21 protein-coding genes and 2 tRNA genes are annotated in these 25,997 nt (G+C 58.4%); 20 read left to right on the top strand and 3 right to left on the bottom strand.

Translation table 11 applies throughout. The features are described from left to right. Positions 1 to 14: 14 nt before the first annotated feature. From dapB to greA, 4 genes are all read left to right on the top strand, one after another. Positions 15 to 818, top strand: coding sequence for a 4-hydroxy-tetrahydrodipicolinate reductase (gene dapB, locus QRN50_RS21190; protein ID WP_003400159.1), 804 nt, complete (start codon positions 15 to 17; stop codon positions 816 to 818). Positions 819 to 1,034: 216 nt separating this feature from the next. After that, positions 1,035 to 2,171: a glutamine-hydrolyzing carbamoyl-phosphate synthase small subunit gene (gene carA, locus QRN50_RS21185; RefSeq protein WP_058822048.1), complete on the top strand. Its 1,137-nt coding sequence runs from the start codon at positions 1,035 to 1,037 to the stop codon at positions 2,169 to 2,171. A 136-nt stretch (positions 2,172 to 2,307) separates the two neighbouring features. Continuing rightward, a complete protein-coding gene (carB, locus tag QRN50_RS21180; RefSeq protein ID WP_003340565.1) occupies positions 2,308 to 5,529 on the top strand; it encodes a carbamoyl-phosphate synthase large subunit in 3,222 nt (1,073 codons plus the stop codon). Continuing rightward, positions 5,526 to 6,002 carry a transcription elongation factor GreA gene (gene greA / locus QRN50_RS21175; RefSeq protein WP_003400161.1) on the top strand — a complete coding sequence of 159 codons (477 nt, stop codon included), beginning with the start codon at positions 5,526 to 5,528 and terminating at the stop codon, positions 6,000 to 6,002. The genes carB and greA overlap by 4 nt, the downstream gene beginning before the upstream one ends. A 79-nt stretch (positions 6,003 to 6,081) precedes the next feature. On the opposite strand, the gene QRN50_RS21170 is transcribed toward greA, so the two are convergent. After that, complete coding sequence (locus QRN50_RS21170; RefSeq protein ID WP_003340569.1) at positions 6,082 to 6,393, bottom strand: YhbY family RNA-binding protein; 312 nt, start codon at positions 6,391 to 6,393, stop codon at positions 6,082 to 6,084. Between the two features lie 103 nt (positions 6,394 to 6,496). On the opposite strand from QRN50_RS21170, the gene rlmE reads away from it, so the two are divergent. The 16 genes from rlmE to QRN50_RS21090 all read left to right on the top strand — a co-directional run bounded on the left by rlmE (position 6,497) and on the right by QRN50_RS21090 (position 22,508). After that, positions 6,497 to 7,147 (top strand): 23S rRNA (uridine(2552)-2'-O)-methyltransferase RlmE, encoded by a 651-nt coding sequence (gene rlmE, locus QRN50_RS21165; protein ID WP_003313635.1) that lies wholly within the window; start codon positions 6,497 to 6,499, stop codon positions 7,145 to 7,147. A gap of 193 nt (positions 7,148 to 7,340) precedes the next feature. Next, entirely contained in the window at positions 7,341 to 9,245 is a 1,905-nt protein-coding gene (gene ftsH / locus QRN50_RS21160) for an ATP-dependent zinc metalloprotease FtsH (protein WP_003313633.1), read from the top strand. An 8-nt stretch (positions 9,246 to 9,253) separates the two neighbouring features. Then, positions 9,254 to 10,105: a dihydropteroate synthase gene (gene folP, locus QRN50_RS21155; RefSeq protein ID WP_011268884.1), complete on the top strand. Its 852-nt coding sequence runs from the start codon at positions 9,254 to 9,256 to the stop codon at positions 10,103 to 10,105. 16 nt (positions 10,106 to 10,121) lie between these two features. After that, on the top strand, positions 10,122 to 11,465 hold the full coding sequence (gene glmM, locus QRN50_RS21150; protein WP_011268883.1) for a phosphoglucosamine mutase: 1,344 nt from the start codon (positions 10,122 to 10,124) through the stop codon (positions 11,463 to 11,465). 66 nt (positions 11,466 to 11,531) lie between these two features. Beyond that, a complete protein-coding gene (tpiA, locus tag QRN50_RS21145) occupies positions 11,532 to 12,287 on the top strand; it encodes a triose-phosphate isomerase (RefSeq protein ID WP_011268882.1) in 756 nt (251 codons plus the stop codon). 4 nt (positions 12,288 to 12,291) lie between these two features. Next, positions 12,292 to 12,672, top strand: coding sequence for a preprotein translocase subunit SecG (secG, locus tag QRN50_RS21140; RefSeq protein WP_003313628.1), 381 nt, complete (start codon positions 12,292 to 12,294; stop codon positions 12,670 to 12,672). 46 nt (positions 12,673 to 12,718) lie between these two features. Continuing rightward, positions 12,719 to 12,804 (top strand) — tRNA-Leu (locus tag QRN50_RS21135). A 95-nt stretch (positions 12,805 to 12,899) separates the two neighbouring features. Next, positions 12,900 to 12,976 (top strand) — tRNA-Met (locus QRN50_RS21130). 130 nt (positions 12,977 to 13,106) lie between these two features. Then, a complete protein-coding gene (rimP, locus tag QRN50_RS21125; RefSeq protein ID WP_002555126.1) occupies positions 13,107 to 13,565 on the top strand; it encodes a ribosome maturation factor RimP in 459 nt (152 codons plus the stop codon). 59 nt (positions 13,566 to 13,624) lie between these two features. Further along, the gene (gene nusA / locus QRN50_RS21120; RefSeq protein WP_003340582.1) at positions 13,625 to 15,106 is read left to right on the top strand and encodes a transcription termination factor NusA; all 1,482 of its coding nucleotides are present in this window, start codon (positions 13,625 to 13,627) and stop codon (positions 15,104 to 15,106) included. 27 nt (positions 15,107 to 15,133) lie between these two features. Then, complete coding sequence (gene infB / locus QRN50_RS21115) at positions 15,134 to 17,659, top strand: translation initiation factor IF-2 (protein ID WP_024639744.1); 2,526 nt, start codon at positions 15,134 to 15,136, stop codon at positions 17,657 to 17,659. Positions 17,660 to 17,818: 159 nt separating this feature from the next. Further along, on the top strand, positions 17,819 to 18,235 hold the full coding sequence (rbfA, locus tag QRN50_RS21110; protein WP_003340588.1) for a 30S ribosome-binding factor RbfA: 417 nt from the start codon (positions 17,819 to 17,821) through the stop codon (positions 18,233 to 18,235). Positions 18,236 to 18,238: 3 nt separating this feature from the next. Then, the gene (gene truB, locus QRN50_RS21105) at positions 18,239 to 19,156 is read left to right on the top strand and encodes a tRNA pseudouridine(55) synthase TruB (protein ID WP_003400189.1); all 918 of its coding nucleotides are present in this window, start codon (positions 18,239 to 18,241) and stop codon (positions 19,154 to 19,156) included. A gap of 159 nt (positions 19,157 to 19,315) precedes the next feature. Continuing rightward, on the top strand, positions 19,316 to 19,585 hold the full coding sequence (rpsO, locus tag QRN50_RS21100) for a 30S ribosomal protein S15 (RefSeq protein ID WP_002555121.1): 270 nt from the start codon (positions 19,316 to 19,318) through the stop codon (positions 19,583 to 19,585). 175 nt (positions 19,586 to 19,760) lie between these two features. Next, positions 19,761 to 21,866, top strand: a complete 2,106-nt coding sequence (gene pnp, locus QRN50_RS21095) for a polyribonucleotide nucleotidyltransferase (protein ID WP_024639743.1) — start codon at positions 19,761 to 19,763, stop codon at positions 21,864 to 21,866. Positions 21,867 to 22,154: 288 nt separating this feature from the next. Beyond that, the gene (locus QRN50_RS21090) at positions 22,155 to 22,508 is read left to right on the top strand and encodes a BON domain-containing protein (RefSeq protein WP_024641931.1); all 354 of its coding nucleotides are present in this window, start codon (positions 22,155 to 22,157) and stop codon (positions 22,506 to 22,508) included. A 148-nt stretch (positions 22,509 to 22,656) separates the two neighbouring features. On the opposite strand, the gene QRN50_RS21085 is transcribed toward QRN50_RS21090, so the two are convergent. Together QRN50_RS21085 and QRN50_RS21080 are read right to left on the bottom strand one after the other, a co-directional pair. Next, entirely contained in the window at positions 22,657 to 22,995 is a 339-nt protein-coding gene (locus tag QRN50_RS21085) for a DUF2845 domain-containing protein (RefSeq protein ID WP_003340594.1), read from the bottom strand. Then, positions 22,992 to 25,976, bottom strand: a complete 2,985-nt coding sequence (locus QRN50_RS21080; RefSeq protein WP_192873918.1) for a DUF748 domain-containing protein — start codon at positions 25,974 to 25,976, stop codon at positions 22,992 to 22,994. The genes QRN50_RS21085 and QRN50_RS21080 overlap by 4 nt, the downstream gene beginning before the upstream one ends. Positions 25,977 to 25,997: the final 21 nt, after the last annotated feature.

The following is a 25,997-nucleotide window of genomic DNA, read 5'->3' as shown; positions in this document are numbered from 1 at the left end:
AACGGGAGCAGGGCATGCGACGTATTGCTGTAGTAGGCGCCGCCGGGCGTATGGGCAAGACCTTGATCGAGGCGGTTCAGCAGGCGCCAGGCGCCGGGTTGACCGCCGCTATCGATCGTCCTGACAGCACGCTGGTGGGGGCTGATGCGGGCGAACTGGCTGCGCTGGGCCGTATCGGTGTGCCGCTGTCGGGCGATCTGGCAAAGGTGGCGGACGAGTTCGACGTTCTGATCGACTTTACCCACCCGTCGGTGACGCTGAAAAATCTGGCGTTCTGTCGCAAGGCAGGCAAGGCGATGATTATTGGCACCACTGGTTTCAGCGCGGAAGAAAAGCAGCGCCTGGAAGAGGCGGGCAAAGACATTCCTATCGTCTTTGCTGCCAATTTCAGTGTCGGTGTGAATCTGTGTCTGAAGCTGCTCGACACCGCTGCGCGCGTTCTGGGTGATGAGGTCGATATCGAAATCACCGAGGCGCACCACCGGCACAAGGTTGATGCGCCGTCCGGCACCGCCTTGCGCATGGGTGAAGTGGTTGCCAATGCGCTGGGTCGCGATCTGGAAAAAGTCGCGGTCTACGGTCGTGAAGGTCAGACCGGTGCGCGTGATCGTCAGACCATCGGGTTTGCTACCCTTCGTGCCGGTGACATAGTGGGTGATCACACCGTGCTGTTCGCCGCGGACGGTGAGCGGGTCGAGATCACGCACAAGGCGTCCAGTCGCATGACCTTTGCCAAGGGTGCTGTGCGGGCTGCAATGTGGCTCGACGGCAAGGCACCAGGGCTTTACGACATGCAGGATGTGTTGGGTCTGCATTGATTTCATACAGGGCCATTCGTGGCCCTGTCGCATTTCCCCGCATTTCAGGCTCATTGGTGGTAGACCAAAATGGGCCTTTTCTGTAAGCTACAGCTTTAGTGTGTCCACTAAAAGCGCGCAGATGATTCCATAAGAAAGCGGGGTGACGTAACTACGTCATTCCGCTTTTTTGCAGCCTGCGATCGCCCTTTCAGGTTTTATTTACGGGAGGTCTTCTTGACTAAGCCAGCCATACTCGCCCTTGCTGATGGCAGCATTTTTCGCGGCGAAGCCATTGGAGCCGACGGTCAGACCGTTGGTGAGGTGGTGTTCAACACCGCAATGACAGGCTATCAGGAAATTCTTACCGATCCTTCCTACGCCCAGCAGATCGTTACCCTGACTTACCCGCATATCGGCAACACCGGCACCACCCCTGAAGACGCAGAGTCGGATCGCGTCTGGTCCGCCGGCCTGGTCATTCGCGACCTGCCTCTGGTAGCCAGCAACTGGCGTAACAAGCTGTCCCTCGGTGATTACCTGAAAGCCAACAACGTCGTTGCCATCGCTGGCATCGATACGCGTCGCCTGACCCGCATCCTGCGTGAGAAAGGCGCCCAGAACGGCTGCATCCTGGCCGGCGATAACATCACCGAAGAGGCAGCCATCGCCGCTGCCCGCGGCTTCCCGGGCCTCAAGGGCATGGACCTGGCCAAGGAAGTCTGCACCAAGGACACCTACGAGTGGCGTTCCAGCGTCTGGGATCTGAAAACCGACAGCCATCCTGAAATCGCCGCGTCCGGGCTGCCTTATCATGTGGTCGCCTACGATTATGGCGTCAAGGTCAACATTCTGCGCATGCTGGTCGAGCGCGGTTGCCGGGTAACCGTGGTGCCGGCGCAAACGCCTGCCAGTGAAGTGCTCGCCTACAAGCCGGACGGCGTTTTCCTGTCCAACGGCCCAGGTGACCCGGAGCCGTGCGATTACGCCATCAAGGCGATCAGGGAAGTGCTGGAAACCGACATTCCGGTGTTCGGCATCTGCCTTGGCCACCAGTTGCTGGCACTGGCCGCGGGTGCCAAGACCGTGAAGATGGGCCACGGCCACCACGGTGCCAACCACCCGGTCCAGGATCTGGACACCGGTGTGGTCATGATCACCAGCCAGAACCACGGTTTTGCGGTGGATGAGGCAACCCTGCCGAGCAACGTTCGCGCCATTCACAAGTCGCTGTTCGACGGCACCCTGCAGGGTATCGAACTGACCGACAAGAGCGCATTCAGCTTCCAGGGTCACCCTGAAGCGAGTCCGGGCCCGAACGACGTCGCGCCTTTGTTCGATCGCTTTATCGAAGCCATGGCCAAGCGCCGCTGACCGGTTGCCTTGAGACTGTAATACGCAGGTGCCCAGGGCGGCCCCGGACTCAGTGTCCGGTCGCTGCCGCCCAGGCCACCTCAGACAAATGTTCAAGACGGCTTGCCGACTGACCTGCGGATTTGAGTGACAACCCATGCCAAAACGTACAGATATTAAAAGCATCCTGATTCTCGGCGCCGGCCCCATCGTGATCGGCCAGGCCTGTGAATTCGACTACTCCGGCGCCCAGGCCTGCAAGGCTCTGCGTGAGGAGGGTTACCGCGTCATCCTGGTGAACTCCAACCCGGCCACCATCATGACCGACCCGGCCATGGCCGACGCCACCTACATCGAGCCGATCAAGTGGCAGACCGTTGCCAAGATCATCGAAAAAGAACGTCCGGACGCACTGCTGCCAACCATGGGCGGCCAGACCGCTCTGAACTGCGCACTGGATCTTGAGCGCGAAGGCGTTCTGGAGAAGTTCGGTGTCGAAATGATCGGCGCCAACGCTGACACCATTGACAAGGCAGAAGACCGTTCGCGCTTCGACAAGGCGATGAAGTCCATCGGCCTGGCGTGCCCGCGCTCCGGCATCGCGCACAGCATGGAAGAAGCCAACGCGGTTCTTGAAAAGCTCGGCTTCCCTTGCATCATCCGTCCGTCGTTCACCATGGGTGGCACCGGCGGCGGTATCGCTTACAACCGTGAAGAGTTCGAAGAAATCTGCGCCCGTGGTCTGGACCTGTCGCCGACCAAGGAACTGCTGATCGACGAATCGCTGATCGGCTGGAAAGAGTACGAAATGGAAGTTGTCCGCGACAAAAAGGACAACTGCATCATCGTCTGCTCGATCGAAAACTTCGACCCGATGGGCGTGCACACCGGTGACTCGATCACCGTTGCGCCGGCACAGACCCTGACCGACAAGGAATACCAGATCCTGCGTAATGCCTCGCTGGCAGTGCTGCGCGAGATCGGCGTTGAAACCGGTGGCTCCAACGTTCAGTTCGGCATCTGCCCGAACACCGGCCGCATGGTCGTGATCGAGATGAACCCGCGTGTATCGCGCTCCTCGGCGCTGGCCTCCAAGGCGACCGGCTTCCCGATCGCTCGCGTTGCCGCCAAGCTGGCAGTCGGCTACACCCTCGACGAGCTGTCGAACGAAATCACTGGCGGCAAGACCCCGGCATCGTTCGAACCGTCAATCGACTACGTCGTCACCAAGCTGCCGCGCTTTGCCTTCGAGAAATTCGCCAAGGCCGATGCGCGTCTGACCACTCAGATGAAGTCGGTCGGTGAAGTCATGGCCATCGGTCGTACCTTCCAGGAATCCCTGCAGAAAGCCCTGCGCGGCCTGGAAGTCGGTGTGTGCGGTCTTGATCCGAAGCTGGACCTGAGTCATCCGGAAAGCATGAGCACGCTCAAGCGCGAGCTGACCGTGCCGGGCGCCGAGCGTATCTGGTACGTCGCCGATGCCTTCCGCGCCGGCATGACGGTCGAAGAAATCTTCGCCATGAACATGATCGACCCATGGTTCCTGGTGCAGATCGAAGACCTGATCAAGGACGAAGAGAAGATCAAGACTCTGGGGCTGTCGGCGATCGACCGCGACGTCATGTTCCGTCTCAAGCGCAAGGGCTTCTCCGACGCGCGTCTGGCCAAGCTGCTGGGCGTTACCGAGAAGAACCTGCGCACGCACCGTCACAAGCTCGAAGTGTTCCCGGTCTACAAGCGCGTCGACACCTGCGCAGCCGAGTTCGCAACCGACACCGCGTACCTGTACTCGACCTACGAGGAAGAGTGCGAAGCCAACCCTTCGACGCGTGACAAGATCATGATCCTCGGTGGTGGGCCGAACCGCATCGGCCAGGGTATCGAGTTCGATTACTGCTGCGTACACGCTGCGCTGGCACTGCGTGAAGACGGTTACGAGACCATCATGGTCAACTGCAACCCGGAAACCGTGTCCACTGACTACGACACCTCGGACCGTCTGTACTTCGAGCCTGTCACTCTGGAAGACGTGCTGGAAATCGTCCGTGTCGAGAAGCCGAAAGGTGTGATCGTCCAGTACGGTGGCCAGACACCTCTGAAACTGGCGCGTGCTCTTGAAGCCGCCGGCGTACCGATCATCGGCACCAGCCCTGATGCCATCGACCGTGCCGAAGACCGCGAGCGCTTCCAGCACATGGTCGAGCGTCTGAACCTGCGTCAGCCGCCAAACGCCACTGTGCGCAGCGAAGACGAAGCGATTCGTGCCGCAGCGAAGATCGGTTATCCACTGGTGGTGCGTCCGTCCTATGTACTGGGTGGCCGTGCGATGGAAATCGTTTACCAGGAAGACGAGCTCAAGCGTTACCTGCGCGAAGCGGTTCAGGTGTCCAACGACAGCCCGGTGCTGCTCGACCACTTCCTGAACTGCGCAATCGAGATGGACGTCGATGCGGTCTGCGACGGTACTGACGTGGTGATCGGTGCGATCATGCAGCACATCGAGCAGGCGGGCGTTCACTCCGGTGACTCCGCGTGCTCGCTGCCGCCGTACTCGCTGCCGGCTCACATCCAGGACGAAATGCGCGAGCAGGTCAAGAAGATGGCACTGGAGCTGGGCGTTGTCGGCCTGATGAACGTACAGCTGGCGCTTCAGGGTGAAGACATCTACGTCATTGAAGTCAACCCGCGTGCATCGCGTACCGTGCCGTTCGTTTCCAAGTGCATCGGTGTTTCCCTGGCAATGATCGCTGCCCGCGTGATGGCAGGCAAAACCCTGAAAGAGCTGAATTTCACCAAGGAAATCATTCCGAACTTCTACAGCGTGAAAGAGGCAGTGTTCCCGTTTGCCAAATTCCCTGGTGTTGACCCGATCCTCGGCCCGGAAATGAAATCGACCGGTGAAGTGATGGGTGTGGGTGATACCTTCGGCGAAGCGTTTGCCAAGGCCCAGATGGGCGCAAGCGAAGTGCTGCCGACTGGCGGTACCGCGTTCATCAGCGTACGTGACGATGACAAGCCCCTGGTTGAAGCGGTCGCTCGTGACCTCATCAATCTCGGCTTCGAGATCGTTGCCACCGCAGGCACTGCCAAGCTGATTGAAGCGGCGGGCCTGAAAGTGCGTCGCGTCAACAAGGTGACCGAAGGCCGTCCGCATGTGGTCGACATGATCAAGAATGACGAAGTCACTCTGATCATCAACACCACTGAAGGTCGCCAGTCGATCGCGGATTCCTACTCCATCCGTCGCAACGCCCTGCAGCACAAGATTTACTGCACCACTACCATTGCAGCAGGCGAAGCGATCTGTGAAGCGCTCAAGTTCGGTCCGGAGAAGACCGTACGTCGCTTGCAGGATCTCCATGCAGGATTGAAGGCATGATCAAATACCCAATGACCGTCCAGGGCGCTCGCGCCCTGGAAGAAGAACTGACCCACCTGACCAAGGTGGTCCGTCCCAAGTTGAGCCAGGACATCGGTACTGCGCGCGAACTGGGCGACCTCAAGGAAAACGCCGAATACCATGCTGCCCGCGAGCAGCAGGGGATGGTCGAGGCGCGTATTCGTGATATCGAAGGCCGCATGCAGAACGCTGTGATCATCGACGTCACGACGATTCCGCACACCGGCAAGGTGATTTTCGGCACGACAGTCGAAATCGCCAACGTCGAGACTGACGAAAGTGTGGTCTATCAGATCGTGGGTGAGGACGAAGCGGATATCAAGAAAGGCAAGATTTCAGTGGGTTCGCCCATTGCCCGTGCCTTGATTGCCAAGGAAGAGGGTGACGTCGTCGTGGTGAAAACGCCCAGCGGCGTTATCGAGTACGAAATCATCGAAGTGCGTCATATCTGATGCTGGCGCCCGTTTTTACGGGCGCTTTCGGCGGCAAAAAAGAGTCAGGGCGCGCTTTTGGCGGCCCTGACTTCTGTTTTTATCCGTGCGCGCGGTGGACGTTGGACAGTTGCTTGTTTACCTTTGGGTTCTTGCGATAGATCAACGCCATTTTGCCGATGACCTGAACCAGGTCGGCAGAACCGGCCTTGCACAATTCTGCGATGGCGCCGAGACGGCTTTCGCGGTCGAGGATGTTGAGCTTGATCTTGATCAGCTCATGATCGCTCAGTGCGCGTTCAAGCTCTGCAAGTACACCTTCAGTCAAACCATTGTCAGCCACGATCAATACCGGTTTCAGATGGTGGCCAATGGATTTGTATTGTTTCTTCTGCTCTGGAGTGAGCGGCATAATCTGACCTCTGCGTCTGATCTTTTAAAAGCGGCGGCCAGTTTACCCGAGCGAGTCCGGGACCGCCCAGTTAATCACGACTCGTTTATTTTTGAGGTGCCCCGTGGCCCGTTCCAAGACAAGCCATAACTGGCTCAAAGAACACTTCGACGACAAGTACGTCAAAATGGCGCAGAAGGACGGCTACCGTTCGCGCGCCAGTTACAAGCTGCTCGAGATCCAGGAAAAGGACAAACTCATCCGTCCGGGCATGACCGTGATCGACCTCGGCGCAGCGCCGGGAGGCTGGTCACAAGTGACCAGTCGTCTGATCGGCGGTCAAGGTCGTCTGATCGCTTCCGACATCCTTGAAATGGACAGCATCCCCGACGTGACCTTCATTCAGGGGGATTTTACCGAGGATGCGATTCTTGAGCAGATCCTCGAGGCAGTCGGTAATACGCAGGTAGACCTTGTGATTTCCGATATGGCCCCCAATATGAGTGGATTGAGCGCTGTAGATATGCCGCGTGCAATGTTTCTCTGCGAATTGGCGCTCGATCTTGCCGGTCGGGTACTGCGTCCCGGTGGCGATTTTCTGATCAAGGTCTTCCAGGGTGAAGGCTTCGATGTCTACCACAAGGACATTCGCAAGCTGTTCGACAAGGTGCAGATGCGCAAACCGTCGTCGTCCCGCGACAGGTCACGCGAGCAATACCTGCTGGCTCGCGGCTTTCGCGGAATTGATGGCGCGGCCAGCATCGAACGTTTTTGACAAGGCGCGATAGCTTTTTTCAAATGGCGTTACCGATGCAGCATGACTGAACATTATGTTGTCAAAGTTTCACAAAGGGTTACAGACGGTGTCTGCCGCATCTGTAGGTTCTGTAGTAAGTTAGGCCGGTGAATATCATGCGAGGCACGCTTGCTGCGTGGAGCTTGCTTCAGAGGGTAGCTAATTGAACGATATGGCAAAGAATTTGATCCTGTGGTTGATCATCGCGGCTGTCCTTGTGACGGTGATGAACAACTTCTCCAGCCCGAACGAGCCGCAGAACCTCAACTATTCCGAGTTCATCCAGCAGGTCAAGGATGGCAAGGTCGAGAAGGTTTCTGTAGACGGCTACGTCATTACGGGCAAGCGCAGCGATGGCGACACCTTCAAGACCATCCGCCCGAACATCCCGGACAATGGCCTGATCGGTGATCTGGTCAGCAATAACGTCGTGATCGAAGGCAAGCAGCCTGAGCAGCAGAGCATCTGGACCCAGTTGCTGGTGGCCAGCTTCCCGATACTGGTGATCATCGCGGTGTTCATGTTCTTCATGCGCCAGATGCAGGGCGGGGCGGGCGGCAAGGGCGGCCCGATGAGCTTCGGCAAGAGCAAGGCGCGTCTGTTGTCAGAAGATCAGGTCAAGACGACCCTGGCTGACGTTGCCGGTTGCGACGAAGCCAAGGAAGAAGTGGGCGAGCTGGTCGAATTCCTCCGCGATCCGGGCAAGTTCCAGCGCCTGGGCGGTCGGATTCCGCGCGGCGTGCTGATGGTCGGCCCTCCGGGGACCGGTAAAACGCTGATCGCCAAGGCCATTGCCGGCGAAGCCAAGGTTCCGTTCTTCACGATTTCCGGTTCCGACTTCGTCGAGATGTTCGTGGGTGTTGGTGCGAGCCGCGTTCGCGACATGTTCGAGCAAGCCAAGAAACACGCGCCATGCATCATCTTCATTGACGAAATCGACGCGGTCGGTCGCCATCGTGGCGCCGGCATGGGCGGTGGTCATGACGAGCGTGAGCAGACTCTCAACCAGTTGCTGGTCGAGATGGACGGTTTTGAAATGAATGACGGCATCATTGTCATTGCCGCAACCAACCGCCCTGACGTACTGGACCCGGCGCTGCTGCGTCCAGGTCGTTTCGACCGCCAGGTGGTTGTAGGTCTGCCGGACATTCGTGGCCGCGAGCAGATCCTCAAGGTTCACATGCGCAAGGTGCCAATGGGCGAAGACGTCAACCCGGGCGTTATCGCTCGCGGTACGCCGGGCTTCTCCGGTGCGGACCTGGCCAACCTGGTCAACGAAGCGTCGCTGTTCGCTGCTCGCTCCGGCAAGCGCGTTGTAGAGATGAAAGAGTTCGAACTGGCCAAGGACAAGATCATGATGGGCGCCGAGCGCAAATCGATGGTCATGTCCGATAAGGAAAAGCGCAACACGGCTTACCACGAGGCGGGTCACGCTATCGTTGGGCGTCTGGTGCCAGAGCATGATCCGGTCTACAAGGTTTCCATCATCCCGCGCGGTCGTGCGCTGGGTGTGACGATGTTCCTGCCGGAAGAAGACCGTTACAGCCTGTCCAAGCGTGCGTTGATCAGCCAGATCTGCTCGCTGTACGGTGGTCGTATCGCGGAAGAAATGACTCTGGGTTTCGATGGCGTCACAACCGGTGCCTCCAATGACATCATGCGTGCCAGCCAGATCGCCCGGAACATGGTCACCAAGTGGGGTCTGTCTGAAAAGCTCGGCCCGCTGATGTACTCGGAAGACGAAGATGCAGGTTACCTGGGGCGCGGCGGCAGCCAGAACTCCAGTGTTTCCGGCGATACTGCCAAGCTTATCGACTCCGAAGTGCGCAGCATCATCGATCACTGCTATGGCACCGCCAAGCAGTTGTTGACGGACAATCGCGACAAGCTGGAAGCGATGGCCGACGCGCTGATGAAGTATGAAACCATTGATGCCGACCAGATCGACGACATCATGACCGGTCGTACTCCGCGCGAGCCGCGTGACTGGGGTGGTGGTTCAGGTACCAACGGTACTCCGATCACGCCTGACCCTCGTCCGGAAACTCCGATTGGCGGTCCTGCTGCCGAGCACTAAGGTCTGACATGACATCTGCGCTGTATCCAACCCGGTTGCCTTGCGGCAACCGGGTTCTTGATTTGGCCCATACGCACGTGATGGGCATCCTCAACGCAACCCCTGACTCATTTTCCGACGGCGGCCGCTACAGCCAGCTCGATGCTGCGCTGCGCCATGCCGAGGCAATGGTGCAGGCAGGCGCGACGCTTATCGATATCGGTGGTGAGTCAACGCGGCCGGGTGCGCGTCCAGTTTCTGCATCGGAAGAGGTCGAACGTGTGGCCCCGCTGGTCGAGGTCATCGCGCGCGAGCTGGATGTGATCATCTCGGTGGATACCTCCACGCCTGAGGTCATGCTGGCGACGGCTGGGCTGGGTGCCGGGCTCATCAACGACGTTCGCTCGCTGCAGCGCCCAGGCGCGCTTGAGGCGGCCGCAAGCACCGGTTTGCCGGTCTGTCTCATGCATATGCTGGGCGAGCCCGGAACCATGCAGAATGACCCGCACTACGATGACCTGGTGGGCGAGGTCTGTGCCTTCCTGGCTGAGCGCATGAAGCAGTGCATCGCTGCAGGCATCGGTCAGCAGCAGATCATTCTTGATCCGGGCTTTGGCTTTGCCAAGACACTGGAGCACAATCTGAGCCTGTTCAAGCATATGGAAGCGCTGCATGCGCTCGGCCGGCCTTTGCTGGTGGGTGTTTCGCGCAAGAGCATGATCGGTGCTGTGCTGGGGCGTCCCGTCGACCAGCGTCTGTCCGGCGGGCTCGCCCTGGCGGTTCTGGCGATGGCCAAAGGGGCAAGAATTCTACGTGTGCATGATGTCGCCGAAACGGCTGACGTGGTGCGCATGATCGCAGCTGTCGAAGCAGCTGAATAACAACAGTGGGGCATCCATGACTAGCAGAAAATATTTCGGAACCGACGGCATTCGCGGTCGTGTAGGGCAATTCCCGATCACTCCCGAGTTCATGCTGAAACTGGGTTGGGCCGCCGGCATGGCGTTTCGCAAGATGGGCGCCTGCCGGATTCTCGTCGGCAAGGACACGCGCATCTCCGGCTACATGTTCGAGTCCGCCCTGGAGGCCGGCCTTTCTGCTGCGGGTGCCGACGTTCTCTTGCTGGGCCCGATGCCGACACCGGCCATCGCCTACCTGACACGTACCTTCCATGCCGAGGCAGGCATCGTCATCAGCGCCTCGCATAACCCGCACTACGACAACGGCATCAAATTCTTCTCCGGTCAGGGCACCAAGCTACCTGACGAGATCGAAATGATGATCGAAGAGCTGCTCGATGCGCCGATGACCGTGGCCGAGTCCGAGAACCTCGGCAAGGTCTCGCGGATCAACGATGCGGCCGGGCGTTACATCGAATTCTGCAAAAGCAGCGTGCCTACCAGCACTGACTTCGCCGGCCTCAAGGTCGTCATCGACTGTGCCCACGGTGCGACCTACAAGGTGGCGCCCAACGTATTTCGTGAGCTGGGCGCGCAGGTCGTGGTGCTTTCCGCGCAACCTGACGGGCTCAACATCAACAAGGACTGCGGCTCCACGCACATGGAAGCCCTGCAGGCGGCCGTGCTTGCCGAGCATGCGGATATGGGCATCGGTTTCGACGGTGACGGCGACCGCGTGTTGATGGTCGATCACACCGGGACCATCGTCGATGGCGACGAATTGCTCTACATCATCGCCCGCGACCTGCATGAGCGGGGTCGCTTGCAGGGCGGCGTCGTCGGCACATTGATGAGTAACCTGGGGCTTGAACTGGCCCTGGCCGAGCAGGGCATTCCCTTTGTTCGGGCCAATGTCGGTGACCGTTATGTGATCGCCGAACTGCTCGAGCGCAACTGGCAGATTGGCGGTGAAAACTCCGGTCATATAGTCTGTTTCCAGCACGCTACCACCGGTGACGCGATTATCGCCTCATTGCAGGTGATACTGGCCCTGCGTCGCAGTGGTGTAAGCCTGGCCGAAGCGCGTCTGAAATTGCGCAAGTGCCCGCAAATCCTGATCAACGTCCGCTTCGCCGGGTCGGGTGTTGACCCGGTTTCGCATCCGTCGGTCAAGGAAGCCTGCGCCCGTGTCACCGAGCAGATGGCCGGGCGTGGCAGGGTGCTGCTGCGCAAATCGGGTACCGAGCCGTTGGTGCGCGTCATGGTCGAAGGCGAGGACGAAACGCAGGTCAGGGCGTACGCCGAAGAACTCGCAAAACTGGTTACTGAAGTTTGCGCCTGATTTCGGCTTGCCAGTGTCGGAACTGTTGGGTAACATCTGCGCCCACTTTGACCCACGAGGTGTAGCATGCGTCGCCCAATGGTAGCTGGTAACTGGAAAATGCACGGTACCCGCGCCAGCGTCGCTGAGCTGATCGAGGGTTTGTGCAAGCAGTCGTTGCCAGGCAGCGTCGATATCGCCGTGATGCCTGCCAGTCTGTTTACCTGTCAGGTGGTCGATGGGCTCAAGGCCACGTCGATCATCGTCGGTGCGCAGGACGCAGCCATTCAGGCTGAGCAGGGCGCGCTGACGGGTGAAGTTGCATCTAGCCAGCTGGCTGATGCAGGTTGCAAGCTGGTACTTGTCGGTCACTCCGAGCGTCGTCAGTTGATTGGCGAACAGGATGATGTTCTGAACAAAAAGTTTGCGGCAATCCAGGCGAAAGGTCTGACACCTGTGCTTTGCGTAGGTGAAACCCTGGAAGAGCGCAAGGCGGGGCAAACGCTTGAAGTGGTAGGGCGTCAGCTGGACAGTGTTATCGCCGAGTTTGGCGTCAATGCACTGGTCAACGCCGTCATTGCCTACGAGCCGGTCTGGGCCATTGGCACCGGATTGACTGCTTCGCCTCAGGAAGCGCAGGAAGTGCACGCAGCCATCCGTGCGCAACTGGCAAAAGAGAATGCCGAAGTCGCACAAGGCGTGCGACTTCTCTATGGCGGCAGCGTGAAGGCGGCCAATGCGGTCGAGCTCTTCAGCATGCCGGATATCGATGGGGGGCTCATTGGTGGAGCTTCCCTGAATGCAGATGAGTTCGGTGCGATCTGTCGCGCCGCGGGAAACTGAAAAAATGCTGGAAACAGTCGTAATCGTTTTTCACCTGTTGGGCGCTCTGGGCGTTGTCGCTCTGGTATTGCTGCAGCAGGGTAAGGGTGCCGACGCAGGCGCGTCGTTCGGAGCAGGTGCATCAAATACTGTCTTCGGAGGTCAAGGAACCTCTACCTTTCTCAGTAAGTTTACTGCTATACTTGCGGCATGTTTTTTCATAACCAGCTTGGGGTTAGGTTACTTTGCTAAAGAGAAAGCTCAACAGCTGACTCAGGTAGGTTTGCCAGACCCGGCAGTACTGGAAGTGAAGCAAAAGCCGGCAGCAGATGATGTACCGGTTCTCGAAGGGCAAAAGCCAGCCGCTGTTCCAGCTGACGTACCTCAAGCCCCAGAGAAGAAGTAATACAGAATTCGGCGATGTTCGTGAGGTCGCCAAAAAGAGTTGTAATGCCGAGGTGGTGGAATTGGTAGACACGCAACCTTGAGGTGGTTGTGCCCATAGGGTGTAGGGGTTCGAGTCCCCTTCTCGGTACCAATTAACAGGAGAGCCCGCACTAGCGGGCTTTCTTGTAGGTGGATGTTGGATTGACCCAGCAATGGATCGGTCGTATACTTCCGCCCCAGCTTTGTCGCGGGGTGGAGCAGTTTGGTAGCTCGTCGGGCTCATAACCCGAAGGTCGTTGGTTCAAATCCAGCCCCCGCAACCAGTTTTAGCGGAGCCCCTTTTAAGGGGCTTTTTGTTAGCTGGACAGTACATGACGTCGATGTTCAGCGGCGTTTTCAGGGATGGGCTTTTGCCCATTTTTTTATTTCTAAAGCATGCACGAGGGGGTTCAGGTGTCGAGCAAGCTAGAACAGTTGCAGGACTTGTTGGCCCCAGTGGTCGTGGCCCTTGGCTACCAATGCTGGGGAATCGATTTCAGTTCCCAGGGCAAGCATTCGGTGCTGCGCATTTATATCGACAAGGAAGGGGGCGTTCTGGTCGACGACTGTGCAATCGTCAGTCGCCAGATCAGCGGTGTGTTGGACGTAGAAGATCCAATCAGCACCGAGTACACCCTTGAAGTATCTTCTCCTGGCATGGAGCGCCCGCTGTTCACTATTGAGCAGTTTGCTTCGTACGCCGGGGAACAAGTGAAAATAAAGCTGCGTTCACCTTTCGAAGGTCGACGCAACTTTCAAGGCCTTCTCCGCGGGGTGGAGGAGCAGGATGTCGTGGTGCAGGTTGAAGACCATGAGTTCCTGTTGCCGATCGACATGATCGACAAGGCCAACATTATTCCCACGTTTGACTGAGACGTGCCGGTTACTGCGGATCCCGCGGATCCAATGGCTTGCGAAAGGCGAGGCGTACGATGAGCAAAGAAGTACTGCTGGTTGTTGAGTCGGTGTCCAATGAAAAGGGCGTTCCGGCTAGTGTCATTTTTGAAGCGCTGGAGCTGGCTCTGGCCACCGCTACCAAGAAGCGTTTTGAAGATGAAGTAGAACTGCGTGTAGAGATCAATCGCCAGACAGGCAACTACGAGACTTTCCGTCGCTGGACAGTTGTCGAAGACGAAGATCTGGACGATCCTGCTTACGAATTGGCTGTTGATCAGGCCCAGGCGAAAAAGCCGGGTGCTGTTGCAGGCGACCTGATCGAAGAAAAAATCGATTCCATCGAATTCGGTCGTATCGCGGCGCAGACCGCCAAGCAAGTCATTGTGCAGAAAGTTCGCGAAGCCGAGCGTGCTCAGGTAGTCGATGCCTACCGCGAGCGTCTGGGTGAAATCATTTCTGGTACTGTTAAAAAGGTTACACGTGACAATGTCATCGTTGACCTGGGTAACAATGCCGAAGCCTTGCTGGCTCGTGAAGACATCATTTCCCGGGAAACTTTCCGGGTCGGTGTTCGCGTCCGTGCTCTGCTGAAAGAAATTCGCACCGAAAACCGTGGCCCTCAGCTGATCCTGTCGCGTACTGCGCCAGAGATGCTGATCGAGCTTTTCCGCATTGAAGTGCCGGAAATTGCCGAAGGTCTCATCGAGGTGATGGCTGCCTCCCGTGACCCGGGTTCTCGTGCGAAAATCGCTGTTCGCTCCAAGGATAAACGAATCGACCCGCAAGGTGCCTGTATCGGCATGCGCGGTTCGCGAGTTCAGGCTGTTTCCGGCGAGCTGGGTGGCGAGCGTGTGGATATCGTCCTTTGGGACGATAACCCGGCGCAGTTCGTGATCAATGCAATGTCCCCTGCAGAAGTAGCGGCAATCATCGTAGATGAAGACGCGCATGCAATGGATATCGCAGTGGGAGCGGACAACCTGGCCCAGGCTATTGGTCGTGGCGGTCAGAACGTGCGTCTGGCAAGTCAGCTGACTGGCTGGACCCTGAACGTAATGACCGAATCGGACATCCAGGCCAAGCAGCAAGCTGAAACCGGTGACATCCTGCGCAACTTCATCGAAGAGCTCGAAGTCGATGAAGAATTGGCACAGGTGCTGGTTGATGAAGGCTTCACCAGCCTGGAAGAGATTGCCTACGTACCGTTGGAAGAAATGCTCAACATCGACGGCTTTGACGAAGACATCGTCAACGAGCTTCGCGCTCGTGCCAAGGATCGTTTGTTGACTAAAGCCATCGCTACAGAGGAAAAGCTGGCAGACGCCCATCCGGCCGAAGACCTGCTCTCGCTTGAGGGTATGGACAAGGATTTGGCGATGGAACTGGCGGTGCGCGGCGTAATTACCCGCGAAGACCTGGCCGAGCAGTCTATAGATGACCTGCTCGACATCGACGGCATTGACGATGATCGTGCCGGCAAGTTGATCATGGCCGCCCGAGCCCACTGGTTCGAGTAATTGGGCGCGGCCTGAGGAGAGAAGTGCATGACGCAAGTCACGGTGAAAGAACTGGCCAAAGTGGTCGACACACCGGTAGAGCGCCTGTTACAGCAGATGCGTGAGGCAGGTCTGCCGCACACCGCCGCCGAGCAAGTTGTGACCGATAACGAAAAACAAGCCTTGTTGACGCACCTGAAAAGCGGTCACAAGGCCAAGGTGGAAGAGCCTCGCAAGATTACCTTGCAGCGCAAGACCACCAGCACCCTGCGCGTTGCTGGCAGCAAGAGCATCAGCGTTGAAGTGCGCAAGAAGAAAGTCTTTGTGCAGCGTAGCCCGGAAGAGATCGAAGCCGAGCGCAAGCGCGAGATGGATGAACGCCGTGCGGTAGAAAACGCCGCCCGTCAAAAGGCTGAAGAAGAAGCCAAGCGTCGCGCTGAAGAAGATGCGCGCAGCCAGCCTGCTGCCAGCCAGTCGGCTCCGGCTGCTGCCGAGCCTGTTGCCGCCGCCGAGCCTGTGCGCGAAGCAGCGCCAGCCGCTGCTCCGGCACCGGCCAGCGCCGCGCCTTCTGCCGATGCTCGCAAGCGTGACGAACAGCGTCGCCCTGACAAGCCTCGTGCTGACGACCGCAACGCCCGTGGCGGCGACGGCGAGCGTAAAAACGCTCCGCATCGCGCTTCGGTCAAGGAGAAGGCTCCGGCCCCTCGCGTTGCTCCTCGCACTACCGACGAGGAAAGCGACAGCTTCCGTCGTGGTGGTCGTGGCAAGGGTAAGCTGAAGAAGCGTAACGCGCATGGTTTCCAGAGCCCTACCGGCCCGGTCATCCGTGACGTTGCCATTGGCGAGACCATCACTGTCGGCGAATTGTCGGCACAGATGTCGGTCAAGGCCGCTGAAGTCATCAAGTTCATGTTCAAGATGGGCACCCCGGTGACCATCAACCAGGTACTGGATCAGGAAACTGCCCAGTTGATCGCCGAAGAGCTGGGCCACAAGGTCACGCTGGTCAGCGACAACGCCCTGGAAGATTCCCTGGCTGAATCGCTGAAGTTCGAAGGTGAGTCGTTCTCCCGTGCACCGGTTGTGACCGTAATGGGCCACGTCGACCATGGTAAGACCTCGCTGCTCGACTACATCCGTCGTGCCAAGGTTGCAGCTGGCGAAGCCGGCGGCATCACCCAACACATCGGTGCCTACCACGTTGAAACCGAGCGCGGCATGGTCACGTTCCTCGACACCCCGGGTCACGCCGCGTTTACCGCCATGCGTGCTCGTGGTGCCAAGGCAACGGATATCGTGATTCTGGTTGTTGCAGCTGACGATGGCGTGATGCCTCAGACCATCGAAGCTGTTCAGCACGCTGTTGCGGCTGGTGTTCCGCTGGTTGTTGCGGTGAACAAGATCGACAAGCCTGGTGCTGACCTCGATCGTATCCGCAGCGAGCTGTCGGTCCATGGCGTGACGTCCGAAGAGTGGGGCGGTGATACGCCTTTCGTTTCGGTCTCCGCGAAGATGGGTACTGGCGTCGACGAATTGCTGGAAGCTGTTCTGCTGCAGGCCGAAGTTCTGGAACTCAAGGCAACCCCGTCGGCCCCTGGTCGTGGTGTTGTTGTCGAGTCCCGTCTGGACAAGGGTCGTGGCCCGGTCGCTACTGTTCTGGTTCAGGACGGTACGCTGCGTCAGGGCGACATGGTGCTGGTCGGTTCGAACTTCGGCCGCATCCGCGCCATGCTCGACGAGAACGGCAAGCCGGTCAAAGAAGCAGGTCCTTCGATTCCGGTCGAGATCCTGGGTCTTGACGGTACACCGGACGCTGGCGACGAGATGAGCGTGCTGTCGGACGAGAAGAAAGCCCGTGAAGTGGCTCTGTTCCGTCAAGGCAAGTTCCGCGAAGTCAAACTGGCCCGTGCTCACGCTGGCAAGCTGGAAAACATCTTCGAGAACATGGGTCAGGCAGAGAAGAAGACGCTCAATATCGTCCTCAAATCTGACGTACGCGGTTCCCTCGAAGCGTTGAACGGCGCCTTGAACGGCCTGGGTAACGACGAAGTGCAAGTGCGCGTGGTCGGTGGCGGTGTCGGTGGTATCACCGAGAGCGACGCCAACCTGGCACTGGCCTCCAACGCTGTACTGTTCGGCTTCAACGTGCGTGCCGATGCCGGCGCTCGCAAGATCGTCGAGCAGGAAGGTCTGGACATGCGTTACTACAACGTGATCTACGACATCATCGAAGACGTCAAGAAAGCCCTCACCGGCATGCTTGGCAGCGACGTCCGGGAGAATATCCTGGGTATCGCCGAAGTCCGCGATGTGTTCCGCTCGCCGAAATTCGGCGCGATCGCAGGGTGTATGGTTCTGGAAGGCACTGTCTACCGTAACCGTCCGATTCGTGTTCTGCGCGAAGACATCGTTATCTTTGAAGGCGAGCTGGAATCCCTGCGCCGCTTCAAGGACGACGCTGCCGAAGTACGTGCAGGCATGGAATGCGGTATCGGCGTCAAGAGCTACAACGACGTCAAGGTCGGTGACAAGATCGAAGTCTTCGAGAAGGTCCAAGTGGCTCGCAGCCTCTAAATCGCGAGCTTCAGGAGTCATGGTGGGAGCCTCGCATGCAAATGCCCTGCTTTCCCCATGGGCTCTAAACGCAACGCCCGGTCTGGCAATTGTCAGGCCGGGCGTTTGCCGCTTTCAGACTGTCAGGGTTTGGTCCCGGATCAGTAACAGGTAACAAGCATGGCAAAAGAATACAGCCGTACCCAACGTATCGGCGATCAGATGCAGCGCGAACTGGCGCAGCTGATCCGTCGCGAAATCAAGGACCCACGCGTGGGTCTGGTCACCATCACCGCCGTAGACGTCAGCCGTGACGTGGGTCATGCGAAGATTTTCATGACCGTCATGGGCCAGGACAGCGCCGAAGAAATCGCGCAGACCATCAAGGTGCTCAACGCTGCCGCAGGTTTCCTGCGCATGCAGCTGGCCCGTGAAATGAAGCTGCGCAGCGTGCCTCAACTGCATTTCCACTATGACGAAAGCGTCGTGCGTGGCGCGCATCTCTCAGCGCTGATCGAGCGTGCCGTGGCAGAAGACGGTCAGCATCAGGAAGGCCCTGCATCGGCGGATGCAAAGCCTGAAAGTACCGAGGAATAAAGAGTGGCTCAGGTCAAGCGTATACGCCGCAATGTCAGCGGGATCATCCTGCTCGACAAGCCGCTGGGTTTCACTTCCAACGCCGCTCTGCAAAAGGTTCGCTGGCTGCTCAATGCCGAGAAAGCCGGGCACACCGGCAGCCTCGATCCTCTGGCAACGGGCGTTCTGCCATTGTGTTTTGGTGAAGCGACCAAGTTCTCTCAGTACCTGCTCGATTCGGACAAGTCCTATGAGACCCTGGCGCAACTGGGCAAGACCACTACCACTGCCGACTCTGAAGGCGAGGTTTTGCTCACGCGTCCGGTGACCGTTGGTCGCGACGATATCGAAGCGGCTCTGCCGCATTTTCGCGGACAAATCAGCCAGATACCTCCCATGTACTCGGCCCTCAAGCGTGATGGCCAGCCACTTTACAAGCTGGCACGTGCAGGGGAAGTAGTGGAGCGCGAGCCCCGTTCTGTTACTATTGCGCGCCTGGAATTACTTGCTTGCGAAGGTGACACAGCACGTCTGTCCGTCGATTGCAGCAAAGGCACCTATATCCGTACGCTGGTCGAGGATATCGGTGAGAAGCTTGGTTGTGGTGCTTACGTCGCAGAGCTGCGTCGTACCCAGGCCGGGCCTTTCACGCTGGCTCAGACAGTGACGCTGGAAGAGCTCGAGCAGGTGCATGCCGACGGCGGCAATGAAGCGGTTGACCGTTTCCTCATGCCATCGGACAGCGGTCTGCTGGACTGGCCGCTGTTGAAGTTTTCGGAACACAGTTCGTTTTACTGGTTGCATGGTCAGCCAGTACGCGCGCCGGACGCACCGAAATTCGGTATGGTTCGCGTGCAGGATCACGAAGGTCGCTTCATCGGTATCGGTGAAGTCGCCGAAGACGGGCGCATTGCGCCGCGTCGCCTGATTCGGTCAGAGTGACCGAAACCAGTCCAGCCGCCGGCTTGCCGGCGAGTGGGGTGGAACGAGGATGGCTGTCAACAGGCACGGTCATACCTCATTTTTTAATACGAGGATCTGTCCTCGGCCTGTTGGAAACGTTTCTCCGGAAGCGCTTCCTTGCACAAAAGGATTGCCCACATGGCACTCAGCGTTGAAGAAAAAGCTCAGATCGTAACCGACTACCAGCAAGCTGTTGGTGATACTGGTTCGCCAGAAGTGCAAGTTGCACTGCTGACCGCCAACATCAACAAACTGCAAGGCCACTTCAAGGCCAACGGTAAGGACCACCACTCACGTCGTGGTCTGATCCGTATGGTAAACCAGCGTCGCAAGCTGCTGGATTACCTGAAAGGTAAGGACGTTAGCCGTTACAGCGCCCTGATCGGTCGTCTGGGTCTGCGTCGCTAATAACGACGTTGCTAGAGGTTGGTTGTCTGTCACGATCCGTCGGGTTTGCCCGGTGGTTCTGGCAGGCTCCCAGCCTCAAGTTTTATCTGGGCTGTGGAAGGGGCCGATTCCCCACGCTGCCCAAGAATTCGCAAGAAACCAGTTCCCCAAGAGCCACAAAGAAAGGTAGGAAACCGTGAACCCGGTAATCAAAAAGTTTCAGTTCGGTCAATCGACCGTAACCCTCGAGACAGGCCGTATCGCCCGTCAAGCCTCTGGTGCAGTATTGGTCACCGTTGACGACGACGTCAGCGTACTCGTGACTGTGGTCGGCGCCAAACAGGCTGACGCTGGCAAAGGCTTCTTCCCTCTGTCCGTGCACTATCAGGAAAAAACCTACGCTGCCGGCAAGATTCCTGGTGGTTTCTTCAAGCGTGAAGGCCGTCCTTCCGAGAAAGAAACCCTGACTTCGCGCCTGATCGACCGTCCGATCCGCCCGTTGTTTCCAGAAGGCTTCATGAACGAAGTGCAGGTCGTCTGCACCGTCGTCTCCACCAGCAAGAAAATCGATCCGGACATCGCTGCGATGATCGGTACTTCGGCTGCCCTGGCCATCTCCGGTATCCCGTTTGACGGTCCGGTCGGTGCTGCCCGCGTTGCTTTCCACGAAAGCACCGGCTACCTGTTGAACCCGACTTACGAGCAGCTGCAGGCTTCGAGCCTGGACATGGTCGTAGCCGGTACTTCCGAAGCCGTTCTGATGGTCGAGTCGGAAGCCAAAGAGCTGACCGAAGACCAGATGCTGGGCGCCGTGCTGTTCGCGCATGACGAGTTCCAGGTCGTGATCAACGCCATCAAGGAACTGGCTGCCGAAGCCGCCAAGCCTACCTGGGACTGGCAGCCAAAGCCTGAAGCGACTGCACTGCTGGGCGCTATCCGTGCCGAGTTCGGCGACGCGATCTCCCAGGCTTACACCATCACCGTCAAAGCCGACCGCTATGCGCGTCTGGGCGAACTGAAAGATCAGGTCGTTGCCAAGCTCGCTGTCGAAGACGGCAGCCCGTCTGCCAGCGAAGTCAAAGCGGCTTTCGGCGAAATCGAATACCGCACCGTTCGCGAAAACATCGTTAACGGCAAGCCGCGTATCGATGGTCGTGACACGCGCACCGTTCGTCCTCTGAACATCGAAGTCGGCGTTCTGCCGAAGACTCACGGTTCGGCACTGTTCACCCGTGGCGAAACTCAGGCGCTGGTGGTTGCCACGCTGGGTACTGCACGTGACGCACAGCTGCTCGACACCCTCGAAGGCGAGAAAAAAGACCCCTTCATGCTGCACTACAACTTCCCTCCGTTCTCGGTGGGCGAGTGTGGTCGCATGGGCGGCGCAGGTCGTCGTGAAATCGGTCACGGCCGTCTGGCCCGTCGCAGTGTCCAGGCCATGCTGCCAGGCGCTGACGTATTCCCGTACACCATCCGTGTCGTGTCGGAAATCACCGAGTCCAACGGCTCCAGCTCCATGGCTTCGGTCTGCGGTGCTTCCCTGGCTCTGATGGACGCTGGTGTGCCGATGAAGGCACCGGTTGCCGGTATCGCCATGGGTCTGGTCAAGGAAGGCGAGAAGTTCGCCATTCTGACCGACATCCTGGGTGACGAAGACCACCTGGGCGACATGGACTTCAAGGTAGCCGGTACCTCCAAAGGTGTTACCGCGCTGCAGATGGACATCAAGATCAAAGGCATCACCGAAGAAATCATGGAGATCGCCCTGGGCCAGGCCCTGGAAGCTCGCCTGAACATCCTCGGCCAGATGAACCAGATCATCGGTCAGTCGCGTAACGAACTGTCGGCCAACGCTCCGACCATGATCGCGATGAAGATCGACACCGACAAGATCCGTGACGTGATCGGCAAGGGCGGCGCAACCATCCGTGCCATCTGCGAAGAGACCAAGGCTTCGATCGACATCGAAGACGATGGCTCGATCAAGATCTTCGGCGAGTCCAAGGAAGCGGCTGAGGCAGCACGTCAGCGCGTTCTGGGCATCACCGCAGAAGCGGAAATCGGCAAGATCTACGTCGGCAAGGTTGAGCGCATCGTCGATTTCGGCGCATTCGTCAACATCCTGCCGGGCAAGGACGGTCTGGTTCACATCTCTATGCTGAGCGATGCTCGCGTAGAGAAAGTGACCGACATCCTCAAGGAAGGTCAGGAGGTCGAAGTACTGGTACTGGACGTGGACAACCGCGGCCGTATCAAGCTGTCGATCAAGGACGTAGCCGCAGCGAAAGCGTCGGGCGTCTGATTGATCTGAGCGGCATGTGAAAAAGGACTCTTCGGAGTCCTTTTTTTATGAGCGCAATTAAAGGCTTACACATGGAGCATGCAAACTGCTCGGTGCAAACATGCATCTTGCAACCCCGGGTTTGAGCGAACGGGCAATCTGCACGACTCAGCAAAATAGAGAAAAACATAAGCTATTGATTATAAAGGTTATTTTGACTGTCTCATTTTTGGCACACCGCTTGCGATACACCTGTTAACCCTGCCACCACATGCTGGTGCAGATTTTGAGAAAAACAGGAGTTATCGTATGAAGAAGTTTGCTATTGCCGCTGCTACCGCTACTGCCCTGACTCTGACCATGGCCAATGCTGCTTTCGCACAGACCTCGGCCCAAGCGCCAATGGTTCTGGCAGCTAACACCACTACTCAAGAAGTCAAAGAAGACGTGTCCGATTCCTGGATCACCGGCAAAGTCAAAGCTGATCTTGTAACCGAGAAAGGCATCCCTGGCACCGACATCAAGGTTGAGACCAACAAAGGCGTGGTTTCCCTGTCCTCCATGGTAAAAGTTACCGAAGCTCAGAAAAACACCGCCGTCGCTATCACCAAGAAAATCAAAGGTGTTAAAGACGTATCGGCTGCTGGCCTGAAAGCCGAGTAATCGAATACTGCTCATGAACAGCCGCAGTCATTGATTGATGGAAGGTTCATGCGAGGCTACAAGGATGTAGCCATTAAAGGCCCCGACTGAAGAGTCGGGGCCTTTTCTATGGGGTGACGAAACAGATGAAGGGCAGGGAAGCAGGGGATCAGTTGCGGCGTTTGCTCTCGATGCCCACCAGGCGCCCGCCTTCGAAGCGCAGGTACTGATACATGCCGTTATCAGGACCGTATATCCACTCCTCGATCCTCACGGCTTCGGACCTTCGATAATTGCTATTGAAGGTTTCCTGAGTGCCGAGCACCTCCTGGCTGACCGGTTCGCCGCATTTCTGCTGGACTTCGAACGCCCGGTCACCGGTGCTGACCAGTTGGCTGCCGCAACGCAGGGTTGAGCTGGCATATGCCGAGGCGACAACTGACCCGGCCATGGCGGCGAGTGTCAGGTTGATCAGCCGTTTGATTCGGGTGTGTGCCAATGGCTTCATTCGCTGTCGAGGTGCAGAGGGCTGATGACTTTACCATCCGGTTGGGCCTGACCCAGTTGCGCGTCTACGAAGTACACGCGAGCGTCTTCGAGCTTGCCCTTGTCCACCAGGTAATCCTTGATGCTGCTGGCTCTGCTCTGGCCCAGTTCGCGCAGCAGCACCTCATTGCTGCTCCAGAACTTGAGCACCGCGGCACGCATCTGGGCAGCACGTTGCTCCTTGCCCAGACTGGCCCATTCAGCGGGCGGTTGCTGTTTCAGGCGTGTCCTGTAGATACCCTCGAGCATAGGCGCCTTTTCCTCTTCCGGGACTTGTACCAAGCCGGCCCTGGCTGGAACCTTGTCGCCACGTCGCTGGAGGATCTTGTAATACGTGTACTGGTATTCGCGTTCCAGCCTTTGCTGGGCGATCAATGGACCGTCACTGCTGGCGGCGCTGGTGCCTTCGATCTCCAGCTTCAGGTCCGGACGCTCCTTGAGCGCTACCGAGAGCTTGTCCAGGGCCTTTTGCGCCTCTGCCGACAAGTCACTGGTGCCTGGCGCGAAACTTACGCTGCCGAGGTCCTCGGAGCTTCCACCGGCGACCAGCCCGCCGAGCATCTTGAACGGTGCCTGTGCGGCACGCAGCACCAGATTGCGCAGGGTTTGCCAGACAATCGGCATGACGCTGAACTGCGGGTTGTTCAGATCGCCTTCGATAGGCAGCTCAAGGGAAATACGCCCTTTGGTATCCTTGAGCAGCGCGACCGCCAGACGAATAGGCAGGTCCAGCGCATCCGGGCTGTCGACCCGTTCACCCAGTTGCAGCTGCTCCACCAGCACCTTGTTCTGGGCCTTGAGCTGGCCCTTGGTGATCAGGTAGTGCAGGTCGAGATTGAGCCGGCCTTTGCGGATCCGGAAGCCTGCGAACTTGCCGGAGTAGGGAGTCAGGTTGGTCAGCTCGACGCGCTTGAAGCTGGTGGTGATATCCAGGCTGGCCATCGGGTCGAACGGGTTGAGGCTGCCCTTGATGGTCACCGGCGCATAGCGGTCGACCTTGCCCTCGATGTTCACCGGGGCCGGTGTAGGCTTGCGGTTGTCGATGGTGCCGATACGACCGTTGAGCTGTTGCACGGCGGTGGCGAAGTTTGGGGTCAGGGTCATGTCGGCAAAGTTTGCCGAGCCATTGTTGATATTCACTTCACCCACGTAGATCGCCAGCGGGTTTTCCTTCTTGCCTGCGGCTTGGGTTCTGGCTGCCTTTGGCTGGGCGGCGGTCTTGCCAGTAGCTGCGTCGGCTGGCTGCGGGATCAACAGGTCGTCGATGTTAGTGGTCCGGTCCTCATTGATCATGAAGCGCGCGTAAGGCTGATCCATGTTCACTTTGGCAATCGACAAGCCCTTGCCGTGCTGGTAGTCCAGGCCCTCCAGCGCCAGTTGCTGCCACTTCAGGAAGTCGCGCTGTTTGAGCGTATCCAGCGTGTGCAACTGATTGACCTGTGCTTTACCGGTGACGCTGAACGCCAGTGGCTCGGTGCTTTTCAGGTCGACCGCCAGATCGCTGCCGAGCATGCCGCTGCGCAGCTCCAGACGAATGAACGGGCTGATGTAGGCCTGGGCGAGGCGCAGGTCGATGTCGCGGGTGGTTACGTTGAGTCGTGCGCTGACCGGATTGAGGTTCACGTCACCGGCGGCAGTGAGATTGCCCTGTTTGCCCAGCCCGGTATCCAGCTTGAGCGTGAAGGGCGCCTTGTTCAGGCTGTCGAAATTCTGGATGTCCAGATTCAGCGGGCCAACGTCCAGCGCGACCGGCTCTTTAGGCACGCGATCTGCCAGATGGACCATGTAGTTGCGCAATTGCACATCCCGCAACAGGACCTGCCAGGGTTTGCTCTGCGCCACGGGTTGAGCGCTGACTTTGGCTGAGGCCTCGGTGGCAGGCGCCGGCTCGGCGGCTTTTTCGTCCACGGCTGGGGTGTGCGGCGCTGCGGGCTTGCCCGGTTGGCTGGCGAACAGTTTTTGCCAGTCCAGTTGCCCGTCGGCTTCACGCGCGGCCCAGGTTTCCAGTTTCTGGCTGCGGACCTTGCCTACGGTAACCAGCTGCTTTGCCAGGTCGACCGATGTTTCGCTGACGTCCAGGCGTTGCAGGCGTACCAGGGGGCGACCGTCGGGAGCGTTGAGCGCGAACGGCGCAACACTGGCCGAGACGTTGGTCAACTTCAGTTCAGTTTCCCTGGACAGGTTCAATGTGTAGGCCGTGCTGAAATTCAGCACGCCGTCCTCGAGCGCCAGTGGCAAGGCATCGCGCACATAAGGCCACCACAGTTTCATCTTGCTGTCGGTGACTTTCAGCGTGCCCTCGGAGGTGATCGGGATCAGGCTGATACGGCCGACCCAGTCGATCTGCCCACCGTCCGGACCCGCCGCGACCAGGGTCATGTCGGCATTGTCTTCAGGCAGTGTGCTGAGGTTCTTGAGCTCGAAATCCAGCGCGTCGTAGAGAAACTCGATGGGCTGGCTGGGGCGCAGGTCCTGGAAGTGAACGTAGCCTCCCGCCAGTTTGATTTCGTCGATACGCAGCGGGAATGGCTTGCTGGCGGGTTCGTCCTGTGCCGGTTCGCTGGCGGGCAGCTTGAACAGCTGCGCCAGATTGAGCTTGCCCTGTTTATCGAACAGCAGCTCGGTGCGCGGTTTGATCAGCTCGACGCGTTGCAGGTGCAGGGCGCGCGTCCACAGGCTGTTGATTTGCAGATTGGCATAAAGCTTTTCAAACGCCACCTGCTCCTTGCCTGGCGTGCCGATGTTCAGGCCCCAGAGTGTCAGCTCCAGGGTGAAGGGGTTGAATTCCAGGCGTTCGAGCCTGGCCGGCACCGTGGCGTAATTGGCCAGTTGCTGGTTGGCGATCCGCAGAGCGACGCCGGGAAGAATGAAAAACCCCAGCAAACTGTAGAGCGCGATCACAGCCAGCAGGGAGCCGAGTGTGCGTTTCAATCCTCTGGACATGGGCAGCGGCGTCTCTCTCTT

The organism is Pseudomonas sp. MEJ108 (assembly GCF_030208985.1).
GTDB classification, from domain to species: domain Bacteria; phylum Pseudomonadota; class Gammaproteobacteria; order Pseudomonadales; family Pseudomonadaceae; genus Aquipseudomonas; species Aquipseudomonas fragariae.
This window is presented reverse-complemented; position numbering and strand designations above follow the sequence as displayed.